13 protein-coding genes and 1 tRNA gene are annotated in these 19,346 nt (G+C 51.3%); 4 read left to right on the top strand and 10 right to left on the bottom strand.

Going from position 1 to position 19,346, the window contains the following annotated elements; translation table 11 throughout:
• The first annotated feature begins 81 nt into the window (after nt 1-81).
• Nucleotides 82-1,662 carry a phosphoenolpyruvate carboxykinase (ATP) gene (gene pckA, locus DEF47_RS20240; RefSeq protein ID WP_012191600.1) on the top strand — a complete coding sequence of 527 codons (1,581 nt, stop codon included), beginning with the start codon at nt 82-84 and terminating at the stop codon, nt 1,660-1,662.
• A 180-nt stretch (nt 1,663-1,842) separates the two neighbouring features.
• On the opposite strand, the gene DEF47_RS20235 is transcribed toward pckA, so the two are convergent.
• From DEF47_RS20235 to DEF47_RS20195, 9 genes are all read right to left on the bottom strand, one after another.
• Entirely contained in the window at nt 1,843-5,739 is a 3,897-nt protein-coding gene (locus DEF47_RS20235; RefSeq protein ID WP_012191601.1) for a tetratricopeptide repeat protein, read from the bottom strand.
• A 294-nt stretch (nt 5,740-6,033) separates the two neighbouring features.
• Nucleotides 6,034-8,820, bottom strand: coding sequence for a DNA mismatch repair protein MutS (mutS, locus tag DEF47_RS20230; RefSeq protein ID WP_012191602.1), 2,787 nt, complete (start codon nt 8,818-8,820; stop codon nt 6,034-6,036).
• A gap of 146 nt (nt 8,821-8,966) precedes the next feature.
• Nucleotides 8,967-9,041 (bottom strand) — tRNA-Trp (locus DEF47_RS20225).
• An 81-nt stretch (nt 9,042-9,122) separates the two neighbouring features.
• On the bottom strand, nt 9,123-10,115 hold the full coding sequence (locus DEF47_RS20220) for a prephenate dehydrogenase (protein ID WP_012191603.1): 993 nt from the start codon (nt 10,113-10,115) through the stop codon (nt 9,123-9,125).
• 31 nt (nt 10,116-10,146) lie between these two features.
• Nucleotides 10,147-11,163, bottom strand: coding sequence for a hypothetical protein (locus tag DEF47_RS20215; protein WP_012191604.1), 1,017 nt, complete (start codon nt 11,161-11,163; stop codon nt 10,147-10,149).
• A gap of 6 nt (nt 11,164-11,169) precedes the next feature.
• Entirely contained in the window at nt 11,170-12,240 is a 1,071-nt protein-coding gene (gene aroC / locus DEF47_RS20210) for a chorismate synthase (RefSeq protein ID WP_012191605.1), read from the bottom strand.
• Nucleotides 12,241-12,273: 33 nt separating this feature from the next.
• On the bottom strand, nt 12,274-13,752 hold the full coding sequence (locus DEF47_RS20205; RefSeq protein WP_012191606.1) for a tetratricopeptide repeat protein: 1,479 nt from the start codon (nt 13,750-13,752) through the stop codon (nt 12,274-12,276).
• Nucleotides 13,753-13,757: 5 nt separating this feature from the next.
• Nucleotides 13,758-14,957 carry a glycosyltransferase family 4 protein gene (locus DEF47_RS20200; protein WP_012191607.1) on the bottom strand — a complete coding sequence of 400 codons (1,200 nt, stop codon included), beginning with the start codon at nt 14,955-14,957 and terminating at the stop codon, nt 13,758-13,760.
• 130 nt (nt 14,958-15,087) lie between these two features.
• On the bottom strand, nt 15,088-16,476 hold the full coding sequence (locus tag DEF47_RS20195) for a hypothetical protein (RefSeq protein ID WP_012191608.1): 1,389 nt from the start codon (nt 16,474-16,476) through the stop codon (nt 15,088-15,090).
• A 339-nt stretch (nt 16,477-16,815) separates the two neighbouring features.
• Here DEF47_RS20195 and DEF47_RS20190 point away from each other — a divergent pair, with 339 nt between their 5' ends.
• The 3 genes from DEF47_RS20190 to DEF47_RS20180 are packed head-to-tail and all read left to right on the top strand — an operon-like array spanning nt 16,816 to nt 18,363.
• Nucleotides 16,816-17,196, top strand: a complete 381-nt coding sequence (locus tag DEF47_RS20190; RefSeq protein WP_012191609.1) for a VOC family protein — start codon at nt 16,816-16,818, stop codon at nt 17,194-17,196.
• A 9-nt stretch (nt 17,197-17,205) separates the two neighbouring features.
• Nucleotides 17,206-17,838: a hypothetical protein gene (locus DEF47_RS20185; protein ID WP_012191610.1), complete on the top strand. Its 633-nt coding sequence runs from the start codon at nt 17,206-17,208 to the stop codon at nt 17,836-17,838.
• Nucleotides 17,839-18,363, top strand: coding sequence for a hypothetical protein (locus tag DEF47_RS20180; RefSeq protein WP_012191611.1), 525 nt, complete (start codon nt 17,839-17,841; stop codon nt 18,361-18,363).
• Here the strand turns inward: DEF47_RS20180 and DEF47_RS20175 are convergent.
• Nucleotides 18,349-19,083 (bottom strand): SIR2 family NAD-dependent protein deacylase, encoded by a 735-nt coding sequence (locus DEF47_RS20175; RefSeq protein ID WP_012191612.1) that lies wholly within the window; start codon nt 19,081-19,083, stop codon nt 18,349-18,351. The two genes, DEF47_RS20180 and DEF47_RS20175, sit on opposite strands and share 15 nt — an antisense overlap.
• Nucleotides 19,084-19,346 lie beyond the last annotated feature (263 nt).

Here is a 19,346-nt window from a genome sequence, read left to right as displayed (position 1 = left end):
GCGCAAGTTGAACGCGCTTGTGCTGGTTGTAGCCGCTACGGCAGCTTATTTTTATTTCTCTTTATCTAAAGGAGCCATCTCATGACCGAACGAGCCGTATTAAGTGAAGGCGACACTGTAGGCGCTAATTTACATGTCAAGCAAGCCTATCGCAACTTAACGGTGCCGCAATTGGTGGAAGCTGCTCTCAAACGGGGCGAAGCCGTTTTATCGGCTACTGGGGCTGTCGTTGCCACCACGGGCGCACGCACGGGTCGTTCTGCAGATGATAAGTTTGTGGTGGAAACACCAGCAGCCGCGTCAATGCACTGGACGAAATTCCATAAAGCTATGAAGCCCGAAACCTATGCCACGATCAAGGCCAAGGCGTTGGCACACATGGCCGAACGTGAGATGTTTGTTTTAGATGCTAGCGCTGGGGCTGATCCAGCGTATGCGTTGCCAATTCGCGTGGTGACCGAGTATGCTTGGCATAACTTGTTCGCTAAGCAATTGTTCCGCGATGCGATCAGCAGCGATCAACAACCGCAATGGACGGTGCTCAACTTGCCAAGTTTGAAGCTTGATCCAGCGGTTGATGGCTCGCGCTCAGAAGTTGCCGCCATGATCAATCTCGATGAAAAATTGATTTTGATTGTCGGTACTGAATACGCTGGCGAGATCAAGAAATCGATCTTTACGGTATTGAACATGGTGCTGCCAAGCCAAGGCGTGATGCCAATGCACTGTTCAGCCAACATTGGCAGCAAGGGCGATGTAGCCTTGTTCTTCGGGCTTTCGGGCACGGGCAAAACCACGCTCTCAGCCGACCCCGAACGGATTTTGATTGGCGATGATGAGCATGGTTGGAGCGCCAACGGCGTGTTCAACTTTGAAGGCGGCTGCTATGCCAAGTGTATTCGCTTGCGCCGCGAATCGGAGCCAGAAATTTTCGACGCAATTCGCTATGGGGCGGTGCTCGAAAACGTGGTGCTCAGCGATAGCCGCGATCCCAATTATGATGATGCGTCGTTGACCGAAAACACCCGCGCTGCCTATCCCTTGGAATACATTCCCAACGTCAGCGAAACGGGTATGGGCGGCCAACCAGAAACGATCATCTTCTTGACCGCTGATGCCTTTGGAGTTTTGCCGCCAATCGCCAAACTCAGCCCTGAACAAGCGATGTATCACTTCTTGTCGGGCTATACCGCCAAGCTGGCTGGCACCGAAACGGGCGTTGGCTCAGAGCCACAAGCAACGTTTAGCACCTGCTTTGGCGCACCGTTTATGCCTTTGCACCCAACTGTGTATGCCGATTTGCTTGGCCAAAAAATGCGCGAACACAAAGTCCGTGTATTTTTGGTCAACACTGGCTGGACTGGTGGTTCGTTCGGGGTTGGCAAGCGCATGAGTTTGCGCGATACCCGCACGATGGTGCATGCCGCCTTGGCTGGCAAACTCGATGCTGTGGAAATGTGGCACGATGAGCGTTTCAATCTCGATGTGCCTGTGGCAATCGAAGGCGTTGATAACAGTGTGCTGCAACCCCGCCAAACTTGGGCCGATGCCAGCGAATACGATCGGGTTGCCGATGACTTGGCCGCCCGCTTCCGCAAGAACTTCGAGCAATACGCCGAACGCGCTGGCGAAACCGTGGTAAACGCCGGCCCACAAGCGTAGGTCATGCCCTCACCCCCTAACCCCCTCTCCCGCAGGCGAGGCGAGGGGGAACCAGCCCACCATGAAAATTGGAACGCCCCTCGCCCGCCGCAGTGGGAGAGGGGTCGGGGGTGAGGGCATGTAGTTTTTTGCGAACCACGAAACCTAACATTCGCGTCCTTAGCGTTCTTCGCGGTTAAATTACCCCTTATCCTTTTGACTTTTGCCTTCTGAATTGGCTTCAAGCTCCTCAAGCACCCGTAAGATCAACAATGAATCTTGATTATCAAGCTCGGCACACAACCCATGCCAATCGCGCTCGCCTGCCCAGATGCGCTGAATAGCCTTGCTGATCTTCCAACCATTTGCTTCTAATTGCGGTAAGGTTTGCTCGACTGCTGTGCGTACTTCTTGATTGCCTTGAGTTGCAGTGACAATCGCCGCGATCAAATCTCCAAATTGTTGATCGATATGCCAGCGATTGGCGGCATGGGCGGCATAGGCAATGCGGGCTTGCTGGCAATACTCTGCTGCTTGGCCTGCTGGATCGGCTAAGTTGGCAAGAATATTAAGCGGTAACCATAAAGAAGCTTGTGCGGGATCAACCCCTTTAAGAATATTTAGTGCTTGTTCTGCATAGTTTTGAGCTTCAGCCAAGCGGCTCTGCGACCAAGTCCCCGCTTGAATTTGGTCGGCAAGGAGATCGGCAAGATTATTGAGCCATTTGGCGCGATTTAACACTGGTAAATCAGGATTTTGTAAAGCCCGTTTAAACCAGCCCTCTGCCTCAATAGATCTACCAGCACTTTTTGCCAAAAGTGCTAGTTGATTACATGTTTCTGCGACTCCAATGTTATTGTGTAAACCTTCTTTGATTGTAAGACTCTGGCGATAGTAATTCTCTGCTATAGTCCAGTTCTTTTGCTTTTCGGCAACTCTGCCAAGTTGATGATAGATAGAAGCTACGATACTAGGCTCGTTCAACTGCTGATAGATTGCTAGCGCTGCATTGTATTTTTGAGTGGCCTCAGCATACTGACGTTGGCGTAGCGCTAACAGCCCAAGTTGGCCTAAACTTACCGCTTGACCCCTCCGATCGTCAATGGTTTTTTTGATTTCTAGCGCTTGCTCATAGGAGCTTTTGGCTTGGGCAAATTGGCCTTGATCGGTGTGGCAATCAGCAAGCGCTGTTATTAGCAGCGCTTGTTGTTTGAGGTAGTCTCGATCATCCAAGCGGTGATTGAGCAATTGCTCAATCACCGCTAAGGCTTGTTCATAAGTTCGCTGCGATTGAGTAGATTGCCCCATTCGCTGCAAACATCGCCCAATGTGGGTAAGGGTTATGCAATGCTGAAAGTTAAGCAGTTGATCGGGTAATTGTTGCTCAATCCGTGCTAGTAACTGCTGAAAACGTTTAAGTGCTAACTCATAATGACCTTGGCTATATTCAACCTCACCAAGCTCACTTTCATACAAATATTCGGCTTCCGAAAGCTGTTCACTAGAAGAAATATACGGAGCAATTTGCCGATTAAGCAGATTGCGCTCGCGTTGCATGCCAAAATTATTGTAAAACTTATTTAGGTTATCAGACATATTCACCGCCGCAGGAATCTCCTTGAAGCGCAATAAGCCTTGGATTGCCCGTTGTAGGTTGGGCAGTTCATAGCGTACCAAGGCGCGAACTGCTTGCGGGTTTTGGCGATCTTGCTGATAACAATAGCCTGATAACCCATAATAACGCACGGCAAAGCGTTGCTCTAGCTCGGTGCTAGCGGGGTGCTGCTGGCGTAAATAGGGTGTGAGGGTAGGGTGAAAACGCAAAAATGGTGCTTCGAAACCTGGAATTGCTACAGGCACAATTAATGCCGCATGCTCTAAGGAGGCACGGAGTTGCGCCCATTGCTCGGCAGGAATCTCGGTGATCACCAAAAGATCATCTTCACTTGCACCGCCTTCAAATGGTGCGAGCTTAGCCAGCCACTCGCGCTGTTCAGGGCTGAGGCGTTGCAGCGAGTAGTTAAGCGAGGCTTCGAGTGAGCTATGGCGTTGGTTGGGGCTGGTTTCATCAGTGTATTGCAGCAAGGCACTGCTATAGTCGCTCAGCAGTTGCTCGATACTCAAGGCTGGGTCGCGCAAGGCGCGTAGAGTCAAGCCCATGGCCAAGGGGTGATGATCGAGCCGCGCCAACAGGCTGCTTAGTTGTAATTTTGGCGCACGCCGCCGATCAATCGCCAAATCATCGAGCAAGGCTGTGGCAAAGCTGTAAGCCGAGGGGGTATCCAAGCCGCGCATGGCAATCACGCTGGTGTATTGGCCTTGCTGCAAGCGGCTATCACGCAAATCATAATCGCGGCAGGTCAAAATGATGCCTGCGCCTGCTTGCCGCAAGCCTAGCACACAATCCCACAAGGCTTGGCGTTCTTGGGCTTCCAACACATTCAGCTCAACATTACCCGCGTTGGGCAAAATGCTCTCCAAATTATCAGCGATAATTAGCAATGGCTTGTTGTGTAGGTGTGGCTTGAAGCGCTTTAATGCTGCCTGCAAATCGTGCGAATCGGTTTCGGGCAACTCATAATGGCGGGCAATTGCACTGAGCAGGGCAATTTGGTTGCCGCCATGTTCAAACGAGAGCAGCAATGCGCCTTGATAGAGCTTGGTTTGGGTCAGCCAGGCGGCGGCTTCGCTGGCAAGGCGGGTTTTGCCAATGCCACCAAAGCCATGCAGCAGGGCAATTTTGCCCTTGAGCAAAGCCCGTTCAAGCTGCAATAGCTCCTTGGCGCGGCCAACAAATGGGCGTTGATGTGGGTTTTCGATGAAGCCCGAAAGCTTGGTCGGCTTGGATCGCGCTGGCTTGCCGGTTGGGGTGAGATTGATCGCTGCTTGCTGATAAAAATGCGGCAACCACCAATCGGCCAAGCTAATTGGATCAGGTTCTTGTTCGGCGTTACGGGCGAGGTATAGGCGCACGGGCTGGCTTTGCAAGGCTTGGCGTGCTCGCTCCAACGCCACGGGCACAGATTGGCCCTCGGCGATCAGGCCATACAATTCGCCAAAAAAGAGCGCCGTGGTCGGCACAATCACGCTGGCGCTCATCGCTACCACCGCAGGCACGCCCGCTGTCAACAACTGGGTTGCCACGCTGCTCAAAGCCTGTTGGCGTTGATACTCGGCATCGTCGCTGGCGCTGGTATCCATCACGCTGGTTTGGCAGGCATCCAACAAGACCAAACGCACGCCAGCGCCGTTCAACAATTCGGCAAAGCGGCGAGCCTCAACCGTATCAACCTGATAATCGGCTTTTTCGAACGATAAAACCCCTTGTGGCACGTTGGCCGATTTATAGAGCGTGCTGGTTGGCTGGATTTTGGGAAAGCCGCCGTGGCCATCGAAATGCAATATATGTACAGGTTTTGTGGCATCTTGCAGGCGACGCGCCAATTGATCGTAGGTTGGCGGGCGCAAAAACTCCAGCTCGATCATGCCAGGCTTGAGTTTTTGATCGTTTTCTAATTGCTGTAACTGGCCAAAAATGGTTTGGGCTGAGCTGCGCGGATCGAGAAAATTTTGATCATCAGGCCGTGCCACAACCACCAGCACCCGCAACGGCATGGCAAATTGCTGGGCTACAATTTTTGAGCGAACGCTGGAAACGGTGCGATAGATCGCGACTGGATTGATCCGCCGTTGGTTCAAAAAGCCAAAATCATCGTGCAGCAACTCCCATGGCACGCTCAGCACGGCGGGAATCAGGCTTAAAATTTGCAAGGTTGGCACACCAGCATCAACCTGCATCCATTCAGCATAGATTTTGGCAGCGTTGGCGCTTGATTCAAAAATTGCGGCAAAGAGTGCCTTGCCAACTGTCGCTAACTCGGCTTCAACCCGCATGGCGCGTTCGCGAAACTCCAAAAACGGCCAATCTAAATAGCGCTCAAAATACCATTGAAAATCGGCGCGTTGCTCTTTGGTTGGCAGCGCAGGCAACAGGCCACTGGCAGTCAATTGATTGAGTCGCAACGTCCATTGGGCTAGATCGGGCGAATCAGCGGCGGCAGCGGTACATTCGAGGGTGAGGATGTTTGGTTGGCTCATGGGGCGGCTCCTCGGCTAGCAACACAGGCTTATCCTATCATGGCCTAACTGTGAATGGTAGCCTACGAGCAGCACAAGTTTTGATCCACGAAGAGCACGAAGAGTTGTAACCACGAAGAACGCGAAGAGCGCTAAGGCTGGTTTCGTGGTTCGCAAGATACTCCCCGACCTCTCTCCTACTACGGCGGGGCGAGGGGCATTCCAATTTTCATGATGGGATGGTTCCCCCCCGCCTCGCGTGCGGGAGAGGGGGTGAGGGCATGCCATTTACTGATCAGCCAATCGCCTATAGCCTCACTCCACTTTAGCCAAACGTTGTAATTCGTAAAGTTTGGTTAGGGCTTCGATTGGGGTTAGTTGGGTTACATCCATTTCGCGCAATAGCTCAACCGCTGGATTTGGCTCGTTGCTCGCAAATAGCGACATTTGGGGCACAGCCGAACTGCCTGCTGCGTTCATGCGACGCATGGCCTCGCGGCGCTGCTCCCGATCACCCTTACCTTCAAGCTCGCTCAGCACTTCGGTAGCACGTTTAATCACGGCTGGGGGCAAGCCCGCCATTTGAGCCACATGAATTCCATATGAGCGATCAGCCGCACCCTCGATCACTTTGCGCAAAAACACTACATGATCGCCTTCTTCGGCCACCGCCAACGTCCAATTATGCACCCGTGGCAAGATGTTAGCCAGCTCGGTCAGTTCGTGGTAGTGGGTTGCAAACAGGGTTTTGGCTCGTAAGCGCGGCTGATTATGAATATATTCGACCACAGCGCGGGCAATCGAAAGCCCGTCGTAGGTGCTGGTGCCACGGCCAATTTCATCGAGAATAATCAGCGATCGTGGTGACCCATTATGTAAAATATTGGCGGTCTCGATCATTTCAACCATAAAGGTCGATTGGCCGGTAGCAATATCGTCTTGTGCCCCAATCCGCGTGAAAATTCGGTCGAGTAGGCCAATTTCGGCATAATCAGCGGGCACAAACGAGCCGATTTGGGCCATTAAGCCAATCAAAGCCACTTGGCGCAAAAAGGTGCTTTTGCCCGACATGTTTGGTCCAGTCAGCACAATAATCTGATGGTCAGCATCAAAATGAGCATCATTCGGGGTAAATGGCTCGTTCAAATTGTGCTCAACCACAGGATGTCGCCCGCCTTGAATCACAAATACATCGTCGAGGCGCAAGGTTGGCCGCACAAAACGCTGACGCACCGCCACCTCGGCCAAGGTGCTATAGACATCAAACTCGGCGATTGCTCGCGCTAAATCGAGCAAACGATTGCCAGCGTTGGCCAAATGGCGCAAAATCAGGCGAAATGCTTGGCGCTCTTTTTCGTTCAAGGCTTCTGAGGCATTCAAAATCAGCGATTCATATTCTTTGAGTTCTGGCGTGATATAGCGCTCGGCATTGACCAAGGTTTGTTTGCGAATGTAATCATCGGGAATGCGGGTTTCGCCGCTGGCCTTGGTTACCTCGATGTAATAGCCAAAGACTTTGTTATAGCTGACTTTGAGCGTTTTGATGCCAGTGCGTTGCTGTTCCTTGGCTTCAAGTTCGTTGATCCAACGGGCGGCATCGCGAGTAGCCTCAACAATTGCATCAATTTCGGCAGCATGACCCTTGCGAATCACATTTTCGTCGCTGCGGGCGTTATCCCATGTGCCAAGCAAGGCGGGCGGATCATCGGCAATCGCCTGTTCGAGTAATTCGCAAATATCGGCACAAGCATCGATTTGATTGCTTGTTGGCTCGTCATCAAACAGATCATCATCACTTGGCGCAGCCTCGGTTGGGCTGGTTGAGCGCAAACCTGTACGCTCGATTTGGCTCAAAATATCGGGAGTTAGGCGCAGCGCTTCGCGCAATCGCACTAAATCACGCGGGGTGGCAATGCCTTGCACCACCCGATTGATTGTGCGTTCGATATCGCCAACCCCTTTGAATAAGGCCCGTAACTCGCCGCGGACCAAGGTTTCTTCAACAAAACAACTGACGGCTTGTTGGCGCTCGGTCAGTGGGCCAAGCTCAATCAGCGGTTGTGAGATCCATTGGCGTAACAGGCGTGCACCCATCGGCGTGCGGGTTTGGTCGAGCACCGCAATCAACGAGCCTTTGCGTTGGCCACCAGCACCTTCGGTTAGCTCCAAATTACGCCGCGTTTGGGGGTCGAGAAACATAAAACGAGTTGTATCATAGACCCGCAAGCTGCGAACTTGGGCCACACTATCGCGCTGCGTTTCATGCAAATATTGAATTAATGCTCCTGCGGCGCGGGTTGCGAGGGCTTTATTGCCCAAGCCAAAGCCATCAAGCGATTGGCTTTTAAATTGATTGAGCAAGGCATCGCGAGCGGTGCGGGCATCCCAATGCCAATTAGGCCATTGGGTGACATTGCCTTGAACCCACGTGCTTTCGTTATTACCTTCAACTTTTTTGGCGGTGCGTTCGTGGGGTAGCAAGCGTTCGCGTTCAGCCTTGCGCATTGGTGCAAGATCTTGGGCTAACTGCTTTTTGGCAATTTCCATGCCGGCTGGACGCAACTCAGGAGCATCGGAAACCAAGAGTTCAGCCGCACCCAAACGCGCTAATTCGCCTTCAAGTTGCTTCAAAGCCTCGTTGCCGCGCAATTCGGTGGCACAAAACTCGCCGGTGGTTAGGTCGGCATACGCCAAACCAACATTGCCACGATCAACCAAAATTGCCGCAAGGTAGCTATTGCGTTCAGCTTGGAGCATGGTTGGCTCGGTCAGAGTGCCTGGCGTGACAATCCGCACAACCTCACGTTTTTGCAAGGTTTTGTGCACCATCTCATCCATTTGTTCGCAGATTGCCACGCGATAGCCCCGACTGACCAGTTGCTCAATATAATTATCGGCGGCGTGATAGGGCACACCCGCCATCGGCGTATTTTCATCGCTGCTGAGGCCACGCACCGTCAGGGTAATATCAAGCACCTCGGCAATCAACTTGGCATCATCGCCGAAAGTTTCGTAAAAATCGCCTAGCCGGAAAAACAGAATCACATCGGCATATTTTTGCTTAATCGACAGATATTGCTGCCACATCGTCATTTTTGACATAGTAGACCCTCAAACATGCTGCAAAAACTCGGTTCAACCAGCAAAGTATAGCATGTCAACCAGAATTTGAACATCTGTGCTATAGGCCATTTAGGTGATTTGGGGCTAGCTATCTGGCAACAAAAAACGCTCCGTGATGGAGCGTTTGGCAGGGGCGCAGGGATTCGAACCCTGAAATCCGGTTTTGGAGACCAGCGGTTTACCATTGAGCCTACACCCCTTCGCTGGTTGTCTTTATCAGACTTGGCGGAGTATAGCATAGTTTGCTGAATTGAGCAAGTTTTTGATCTAGGGCTTGCGACCTATTTTTTCTTGCCACCCCGCAACAGAGCACTGGGGTTGCCAAACAAGCGTTGACCTAAACTTGTACCCAAATCAGTATCATTGAGCTGATCACCTTCGCCTGGGCGTTGATTTTGCGGCAAGGTCAGCCATTGGTCACGCATGGTTTTGGCATGTTCAAACATGCGTTGCAATTCGTCGATCTGATCATCTTCAAGCGCTGTCCGCATCTCGACCAAAACCCGAATTGACTCGTTGACCCAATGTTTGAGGGCTGTCCGATTGGTGCTACAAATATCGCGATGCATCACAGGATCGCCCGATGCCAAGCGCGTGATATCGCGAAAGCCGCTGGCTGCGACCATCTGCATCTCACGCCACGAGGGCGAACGGGTAACCACCTCGGTTTGGGCGGTGGCTAATAAAAATGGCAAATGGCTAATCCCAGCCACATAAATATCGTGTTCTTCAGGGTCGATATAGTAAGGCTTGGCTCCAATTGTTTCGACAAAGGCTGTCGCTAAATCGGTGGCCTCGGCAGTGGCATTCAAGGCCGGACATAAACAATAGACTGCGCCTTTGAACAAATCTAATTCAGCTGCCTCAGCGCCATTTTTTTCGCGGCCAGCCATGGGGTGACCACCAACAAAACTCACCGTCGTTGGCAATAATTCTCTGGCCCACTGCAAAACGCTGGCTTTGGTACTACAAACATCAGTTACTAAAGCTTTATAGCGTAGATGTGGGGCAATTTCGCGCATCAAGGCTGGTAGGGTTTGCACCGGAGTTGCCAAGACCACAATATCGGCCTCTTTGACCGCTTCAGCAGCCGTTTTGGCCTCAGCATCGATCGCCAAACGACCACGAGCAATCCGCAATTGTTGACTACTGCCATCGTAGCCAATCACCTTACACCGCCCCAAGGGAGCGCTCTCAGGATCAGCCGTGCCCAACGCTAAGCCCAGCGACGCGCCAATCAGCCCAGTTCCAAGAATTGCAACGGTATATGCCATAGAACAACTCCCATCCGTCCATGCAAGCCGACTATTTGGCCTGTAACGATAAAATCACCATTTCGCTCAATACCAAAATGGCGATTAACAATAACACTGTAACTGGCTCGAAAATGTTCATTGCTGCCAAAAGCACACACAAACTGCAAAAAATTCCAGCCTCGGCTGCTTGGCGATGCGAACGCCGCACATCAAAGCGCTGCGCCCGATTATGATAACGCCGAATGCCCCAGACATAGACGATTGGCAAAACCATGGCATTGCTAGCCAAAAATACCCCACTCAGAAAGATCAAGTAGATCGGCAAATCGGGCAATCCTGCGGCAATCGTGGTAGTTGGTGCGGGCACAAAAGCCAAGATCCAGAAAATGATGGCCCAACCAACCGTGCCACGCCACGTTAATGCTGGCAAACGCAAGGCCCATTGCATTGGCAGCCACGTGGTTAAGCCCAACGCCACAGTTGCCAGGCCAAACAAACTACGCACTCCAAAGCCCGATTGCGGCGAAAGCCCGCCAAAAAAGACCCATAGCAACATCGCTGTCCAACCTAAGCCTGCCACGAAGGCCACCCACAATGGCGGGCGCTGAATTTCTGGTGCGGGCAGGCTATCGGGCTGCAAGGCTGCGACAACTGCGGCTGGCAATTCGCGCCGCACCGGTTGATCGGTTGGCAGTTTGGGCAAAGGTTGGTTAGGCAAGGTTGGCGGGCGCAACCGAGTACGAGTGCGATCACGGCCTCGGTTGCTGGTTGAATTAGCAATCTGTGGAGTTTCACTGCTTGGCCGCAAACGACTTAATGCGCGACTTGCCGCCACCCGATAACGCTCTTGCCGTAGCGGCATCGGCGGCTCTGGCTCGGCAACGATAGTTGGCGCAATTTCAACAGCTACCGTTTCCTCAGCAACGCTTTGGCTTTGCAATTCAGCTTTGCGCCGTGATAATGCCCGACTGATCGCCGCACGTAATTGAGGTGGGGCCGAGCTACTCCGACGTGGCTCGGCCTCTGCTAATTCTGCTTGGTTTGAGGTTAACGGATCGTCTGTCATTCAGGCCTACAATCGGGCGGCACGTTGTTGCAAGACACAATCGACCAGCACCAAGGCCAACATCGCCTCGGCAACTGGCACTAAACGCGGCAAGACGGTTGGGTCGTGGCGGCCTTTGACCACAATTGTGGCAGGTTCGCCCGCTTGATCGACCGTGGTTTGTTCTTGGGCGATTGAAGCTGGTGGTTTGGCCGTCAGGCGCACCACAATCTCCTCGCTGCTGCTGATGCCACCCAAAATCCCGCCAGCATGGTTGCTGCTTGTGCCAATGCTACCATCTGCTCGCTGGATAAATGGATCGTTATTTTGCGAACCACGGGCATTGCCTGCCTCGATGCCTGAGCCAATTTCGACTGCTTTGACTGCGGGAATACTAAACATGGCATGACCAATCAAAGCATCAAGTTTATCAAACACTGGCTCGCCTAGCCCAGCCGGAACTCCACGTGCCCGCACCTCAACCACGCCACCCAGCGAATCCAAATCGCGGCGGGCTTGATCGACATAGGCGATCATCTGCTCGGCCACAGCGGGGTCTGGGCAGCGCATAATGTTATTTTCAATTTCGTTTTCGTCGATGATTTGGGCTTTGAGATGGCCTAAACTCAGCGTATAGGCCACCAAGCTAATGCCCATTGTGGCCAAGATTTGGCGGGCGACTGCGCCAGCCGCAACCCGCGCGGCGGTTTCGCGTGCGCTCGAACGACCACCACCACGATAATCACGGAAGCCATATTTAGCATCGTAACTATGGTCAGCATGGCCAGGTCGATATAAATGTTTGATTGCATCGTAATCGCTGGATCGGGCGTTGGTATTGCGAATCAGCATTGCCAAGGCTGTACCAGTCGTGCGACCCTCAAACATGCCCGATAAAATCTCAACTTCATCAGGCTCCCGCCGAGCCGAAGTCATGCGGCTTTGTCCAACCCGACGGCGATCCAATTGGGCTTGGATGGCAGCCAAATCAAGCTCCAAACCTGCGGGGCAACCATCGATCACCACGCCCAAGCCAACTCCATGGGATTCGCCCCATGTTGAAATTCGGAACAACCGACCAAAACTATTTCCAGGCATGCATGCCTCGCTTATTGAAAGCCATGGCTCAGACTAGGCTTGCAATGTTTGCACCAAACGATCACGATCTTGGCTAATCCGCAGATTATTGGGATCTTCAGTGAGGGCTTGCTCAAATTGCTGCAAGGCATCAGCAGGCCGCTTCAGCTGCTCATAAATCAAGCCTAGGGCATGGCGATAGGTCGAATCGCGTGGGTTAAGCTTAACTGCTCGTTCCCACTCTAGCATAGAAAGATACCACATCCCACGCTTTTGATAGACAACTCCACGATTGAAATGGCCATCGGCTTCGGCCAACTCCTCGAATTGGGGCACAAAACGCACAGCCTTCTGCGAGATCGTGCGCCACGCAAAACCAAGCATAAGCACAATCAACGTATACAAACCTACTGCAATAAAGAGCAAATTAATATTAATATAGGCCCAAGCCAATAGAAAAATGAGATAGGTTGCTAAGATTGGATTTTCCATGGCCCATGGTAATATATCGAGCAAGGTTTGTTGCGAGGATTCTTCATCCAAAAGCTCTAATCTCTTCAGGGTCACTATAAGGGCAATAAATATAAATAAGAAGATACCATTGTATATTAACGTGCCCCAAAAACCATATTTTTTACGACGCATTAAAGCGATTGCCATAATTATGCCAAAAATACCAATTAATAACAGGCTAACAGCTATATTAAGTGGTGGCGTAATAAAATCGAACAATACTTCTTCTAACTCAGCAATTTTTTCATCTTGAATCTTTTTTTCTTCCTCGGATACAATTTTATTCATTGGTGCAATCACCCTAACTTGGGCTTGAAAATCGCTATATTCCTCAAATGCTCTTACAAAAATGTTTCCAGCAAGAAATATCCATAATAATGCTGGTAGAAGGCTTAATAAGCCAGGAATCAGGATTGGTATTTTAGATTGGGTTTGGCGCTCGGTTTTGATCGTCAAGTTCATCCCACATTTGCGACAACGCTGCTCGACATAGCGGGTTGGTGCACCACAGCGCGGGCAGGGCAACACATCGGGCACTTCGCCTACGGCTGGGGGAGCCAATGGCTGGGTTGCAGGCAACGGTCCGTTCCCAAGCGGCTGGGTCGCTGGTAACGAGGCTTGACCCAGCGGCTGGGTCGCCGGAAAAGGCGTTGGCGTGATCGGTTGGTCTGGTAGTGGGTTGTCAGCTAATGGCAAATCAGCCAAAGCCACAGTTGCCCCAGTATAAGCAGGTGCTGTGGCTGCTGGCAAGGCTGGTGTTGGCTCAACAAAAATCGCTGGATGTTGCTTGCGCAGCCATTCTAAGCCCTGTTGCGCTCGCTTACTTTGCGGATTAATGTGCAGCGCATTTTCTAAACTAATTCGCATCTCAGCCGGATCTTCCAATGCCCCCGCCAGATAGAGCCAGGCTTGTTCGTTGGTTTCGTCTTGCTCAACAACCTTCATCAGATGTTCGCGGGCCAAGGCTTTATTGCCACTTTTCAGCGCCGCAACCCCAGCCTGAAATGCCTCAGTGCTCATACAATTCATCCCCACATACTAGTTGCACGCTCGTCGCAAACCCGTTGATAGACGGCTTGGGTCTGGCAGGCAATTAATGGCCAATTATAAATCTCAACCACCGTTTTGAAGGCATTTTCAACTCGTTGCTGGGTCCATTCGGGGTGGGACAGCGTATGCAAAATGCCCCAAGCCAACGATTCAGGGTTATCAGGGTAAACCGTTAAGCCTGTTTCGTGAATTTGCACCACCTCACGCAAACCACCAGTATCCGAAACAATGACCGGGCAATGTGCCGCCATCGCTTCCAAGGCTACAATCCCAAATGGCTCGTAGATGCTGGGAAATACTGCCACATCAGCAACATTGTAGAGATAATTGCGATCTTGATCGGTCACGAAGCCCGTCCAATAAACATGTGCATCGATGCCAAGCTCACGGCTGCGGTTGCGCAATTGTTCGGCTAACGGCCCCATGCCCGCAATCACAAATTTGATATCGCGGCGTTGCGCCAAGACATGTGGAATTGCCTCAACCAACACTTGAATGCCTTTTTCGTAGACCATGCGGGCAATGCTAAACACTACTTTTTCGTTATCAGCGGCATATTTTTGGCGAAATTGCTGGCGCTCTTGGCTCGGCCATTCAATCGTTGGCACATTCACGCCGTTGGCAATCACATCGAGTTTATCAAAGGGCGTGCCAAAAAATTGATGCAACTGGTCGGCCATAAAATCGCTGCACACAATTACCCGCCAACTTTCGTGGGCCAACCACCATTCCAAGCCATTAATCGTTTTGGCATGATCGCCGCCCAGCGAGCCACGTCCACGCCCGCGTTCAGTTGCATGAATCGTTGTAATCAAGGGAGTATGCCAAGCATATTTCAAAGCGACGCTACAATAGCTGGTCAGCCAATCATGGCCATGAATCAGATCAAATGGGCCATGGGTTTTGCCCAAATCGTGGGCGAAGCGCTCAAGATAGCGGTTGGTTTCTTGGGTAAACGAAACAAAGCCATAATCGGGCATGGCTGGTGGCTGAACCCGCCAAATATGGCTGTGCATGCCAAAACGCTCATGTTGGGGGCCGCCACGCAACCATGGCGTAAGCACATGCACTTCGATTCCAGCCGCATCAAGCACTGGAACCAACTCAGCAATATGCTTGCCCATCCCGCCAACAATATGCGGTGGATATTCCCAAGCCAACATCAAGACGCGCATGGATGCTCTACTCCTATGATTGAGTTAGGTCTCAAACAACGTTGTTGGGCCATTATACCAAGTTTAAATGGCGATAAACCTAGCAATTTCGCTAGGCCTACAGCCATAGTGTGCCTCAGCATCAAGCGGGTTAGTAGGAATGTTGAGCGAGTGGCAGCATAACGAGGTACGTGGCCTGCAACGGGTGGGTTTGGCGTTGCAATTCAATCAAATTATTCATGCCATCGCTATCAGGGTCGCCATTGGCTCCGTTTACCCCAAATCCATCAAGTGGATCAAGCGTATACTGCACTTCCCAACCATCGTCTAAGCCATCGCCGTCGCTATCCGCCAGCAACGGTCGGGTGCTATTGCGATATTCAGCTAGATTGGTTAATCGATCAGCATCAGGATCGCCATGTGTGCCAACTTCGCCACTTGCCAGCAACGGATCAAGTTGCTGTTGCAATTCCCAAGCATCGGGCAATTGATCATTATCACTATCGGCGTTGCGTGGGTTGGTGGCAAAGCCTTGTTCGGCAAGGTTACTCAGCGAATCGCTATCGGGGTCGGCGTTGGCTCCATCAGCGGCCAAACTACTGAGCGGGTTCAAATGATGCTGCACTTCCCAACCATCGAGTAAGCCATCGTCATCACTATCGGCCTGATGTGGGTTGGTTTGATGCAGATATTCTTGCAATTGGCCCAAACCATCTGCATCGCCATCGCCATTGGCTCCATGAATGCCAGCAACACTCAAGGGATTGAGCTGCTGCGCCACTTCCCAGCCATCGGGCAAACCATCACCATCACTATCAGAATTAAATGGATTGGTTGCCAAAGCCAGTTCTGGCTGATTCTCCAAACCATCTGCGTCAGCATCCAAATCACAATCTAAGGGATTCGAACCATGCTCAATTTCCAAGCCATCGGGCAAGCCATCGCCATCGCTATCGGGGTGACGGGGGTTAGTATCTGCTGCTTGCTCTTGAAAATTATTCAGATTATCAGTATCAACATCGCCTGCGCTGCCGTGATAACCAGTGGTATTAATCGGCGAAAATTGATGATCAACTTCCCAGCCATCACGTAACCCATCGCCATCTGTATCAGGATTGTTCGGGTAAGTATTACTAAATAATTCCTCTTGATTGGTCAAGCCATCGCGATCAGCATCGCCAGTGGCTCCATGATCGCCGATTGCGCTGGTTGGATTCAGCCAATAGCGCACTTCCCAGCCATCATTCAGCCCATCAGCATCGCTATCAGGGTTACGCGGATTGGTCGCGTGAATTTGCTCATTGGCATTACTCAAGCCATCGTGATCAGGGTCGCCCGCCGCGCCATCGTCGCCAAGTGCGCTATAGGGATTAAGTTGATGGTTGGTTTCCCAGCTATTGGTCAAACTATCGCTATCACTATCAAGTTGCTCATTTGTGGTATTTCGTGAAATTTCAGCTATTTTTTGGGCGTTTACCTGATTGATTGATTGAATTGGCAGAAAAATAATTGCAAGTAGTAAAATCTTCACTCGAAGCATGGGCATAATCCTTCAAAAAAGAACAGAAATTAATAATCCGAAGGAATTATGCGCTGATCAAGAATGATATACAATTAATTTGCTAGTACTTTATTCTCTCAATACAATATCTAATCTGGTGGTACTGGAATAATGCTATGACCATTGGGAGTTATTTTAGTTGATTATTTAATTAATTGATAAATGCTATAGCTGATTTAGCACCAATTTGAAATGCCAACTAGGCTATTAGCTCACAGCCAAAGTACTAACGATCAATTAATCGAAAGCATCGTTTGGAGTAGCAGGAGATTAGGGTGTATAATAGCACAAATGTTTGCAATTCAACGGAGGACGCTCATGTTTGATATGATTGGGATTGTGGTTGCCGATATGGCCAAGGCCTTGGATTTTTATCGGTTGTTCGATTTGGATTTACCCAGCGATCCTGGCGGCGAAGATCATGTTGAAACAACCTTGCCCAATGGCATGCGCCTCGCTTGGGATAGCCAAACCTTGATGAAGCAATTGCAGAGCGATTGGCAGGAACCACGCGGCCATCGTATGGGTCTCGCCTTCAAATGTGCTAGCCCTGCGGCAGTTGACCAACTCTATGCTAAGATTTTAGCAGCAGGTTATCGTGGTTCAAAAGAGCCATGGGATGCCTTTTGGGGTCAGCGTTATGCCGTGGTGCTTGATCCCGATGGAAATTTGATTGATTTGTTTGCGCCGCTCGATTGAGGAGGCTCGTTGAGTACTGTCATTGAAGAACCGCCGATTGTCGGTTTGTGTCGTTGGTTGAAATTGCTTGATGAATGGGCTACGTTTTACGAAACTGACCCCAAATCCGAACGCACGCCTAGCCGTGAAGACCTCAGCGCCTTTGATCGGGCGCAATCCCTCTATTTGCTCAAAGAACGGGCGATTCAAACGCTGTATCTCAGCGAATCGCCCTCGGTTAGTTTGGGTATTCTCGAAGGCCCAACGCCTAAAACGCGAATTTGGCTCTGTGAGAATTGCCGTAATCAAGCTCGCCGAGCCAACCTATCGCCCGCTGAATATGCAGAACTTTCCGGTGGTTGCGCTAAATGCCAACGCGAAGGCCTCGAAAACGATTATTATAGTTTGTACATATTGAATGTTGATTATGGTGCGCTGGGCAACTGGCAGTTTCATACGCCAGTGCCAATTGGCCAGAGCTATTTTCCTGCACCACGCTCGGAAGCAGCGCCCGTAGTTGGCCGCCGCCCAGTTGATCGCCAAGGTAAAATGACCCGCCTCGGCCAGCCGATAAGCGCCGCTAACCGCCGCCAATACCCTGAGCATAGCGTTGTTTGGCATGTCTGGGATGCGATTAAAACGCTCAAAGCGGAGATTGTCTAAATGCAAAAATCAATTTGGTTGGTGTTGATCTTGATATTAGCCAGTTGTGGTGCGGAGATTATTACTCCGCAAGCACCATATCAGGTGATCGAGGTGTTGCAAACGGTCGATAGCCAGCATGCCCAGGTCGAGCTGCGCCTGGAACGTGATAGCACCAACCAAATGATTTTGGCCGCAACCTATCAACCCAAAGAACCACATTTGCACTTGTATTCCAAAGATTTGCCGCGCAATGGGGTGGATGGCTTGGGTCGGCCAACCCTGCTTGAGCTAAGTCAGGCTGGTCAAATACGCTCAATTGGGCCAATTGTGGCCGATGCGATTGCCGCGCCCGATCCAACAATTGAAACTGCCAAATTGTTGATTTACCCAGCGGGGCCAGTAACCTTACGCATGCCAGTTGAACTTGATTTGCAACAGCCAAATCAGCAAATTTTGCTGACGTTTATGCTCTGTAGCAGCAAAGGTTACTGTACCTCGTCGGTCGAACAATTGCCAGTCACAATTCAGCTAAGCAACTCCTAGCAGCGTGGGCAATAGCTCTTCAGCTCGCCCGATCTGCTGTTCTTCAAAGGCTGAATCGTCGGCAGCATGTGGCTCCAAATTGACCAACATTGTGCGTGCACCCAACATTTGAGCAGTACGCGCAAAGGCTGCCGCAGGAAACACCGTACCCGACGTGCCCACCGCCAAAAAGAAATCGCATTCGCGCAGGCTGCGTTTGGCTTGGGTTTCGGCCCAAACTGGAATCGCCTCTTCAAACAGCACAATATCTGGGCGTAAAGGCTTGCCACAGGTTGGGCAGAGCGGCAGCGTTTGGGTGTGCGCCCGCTGATCAACAAAACTTGGCTGGTCACATTGCTCGTCACTACAGCGGCTTTGGCGCAGGCTACCATGAAACTCGACCAAATTGCGGCTGCCAGCGAGTTGGTGCAAGCCATCAATATTTTGGGTGATGAGGGTAAAACGTTGATGCTTACCCAACGATTGTTCAAAGCGAGCCAAAGCTCGATGGGCGGCGTTGGGCTGAGTCGTTTGTAGCTGGCTGCGTAGTGGCCCAAAAGCTTGCCAAACCAACTGGGGAGATTGCTCCAGTGCTGTGCGGGTGGCGCAGCGTTCAATATCCCACTCGTTCCAGACTCCATTCGGGCCGCGAAACGGTCGCACCCCTGAAGCGACCGAAATTCCCGCCCCCGTCAATACGACGATATTGCGATAGCGCCGTAGATCAAGTGATAACACCATGATTATTCTTCCGCAGTGAAGTTAGCACCAGCATGGTGCGGGTTAACATCCAGATATCATCACGACACCTTCAACTCTATTGTACCGCGTTCTGTACCGATCAACTAGTGAGTGGGATTTTGCATGCCCTCACCCCAACCCCTCTCCCACTGCGGTTTAAGGGCGGACAGGTGTGCCGCATGAGGGTCCACAGAACGACCTCGGGTGGTATACTGGATGGTGCAACCCTATCCGTTAACCAACCGAGGTCGTATGCCGAGTAT

Origin of the sequence: Herpetosiphon sp. (genome assembly GCF_003512625.1) — a bacterium.
In the GTDB taxonomy this organism is placed as follows: domain Bacteria; phylum Chloroflexota; class Chloroflexia; order Chloroflexales; family Herpetosiphonaceae; genus Herpetosiphon; species Herpetosiphon aurantiacus.
The sequence above is the reverse complement of the archived record's forward strand: the minus strand, read 5'-3'. Positions and strand labels throughout refer to the sequence as shown.